The sequence below is a fragment of the Mesorhizobium sp. M8A.F.Ca.ET.218.01.1.1 genome (assembly GCF_004791165.1).
GTDB lineage: Bacteria > Pseudomonadota > Alphaproteobacteria > Rhizobiales > Rhizobiaceae > Mesorhizobium.
In genome coordinates, this window is sequence record NZ_SRUZ01000168.1 from 1 (window position 1) to 303 (window position 303).

At 56.4% G+C, this 303-nt stretch carries 1 protein-coding gene; it reads left to right on the forward strand.

The features are described 5' to 3' along the window. Nucleotides 1–303, forward strand: a 303-nt coding sequence (locus EN861_RS34865) for a catalase (RefSeq protein ID WP_135928248.1), incomplete at both ends; no start/stop codon positions are given.

Sequence of the window (303 nt, forward strand, 5' to 3'; positions counted from 1 at the left end):
TTCGCGGTCAAGCTCTACACCAAAGAAGGGAACTGGGACATCGTCGGCAATAACATCCCGGTCTTCTTCATCCAGGACGCCATCAAGTTTCCGGACATGGTGCATGCCGTCAAGGAGGAGCCGGACCGGGCCTTTCCCCAAGCCCAGTCCGCGCACGACAATTTCTGGGATTTCATTTCGCTGACGCCCGAGTCCATGCACATGATTATGTGGGTGATGTCGGATCGCGCCATCCCGCGCTCCTTCCGTTTCATGGAAGGGTTTGGGGTGCACACCTTTCGCTTCCTGAACGCCAAAGATGAG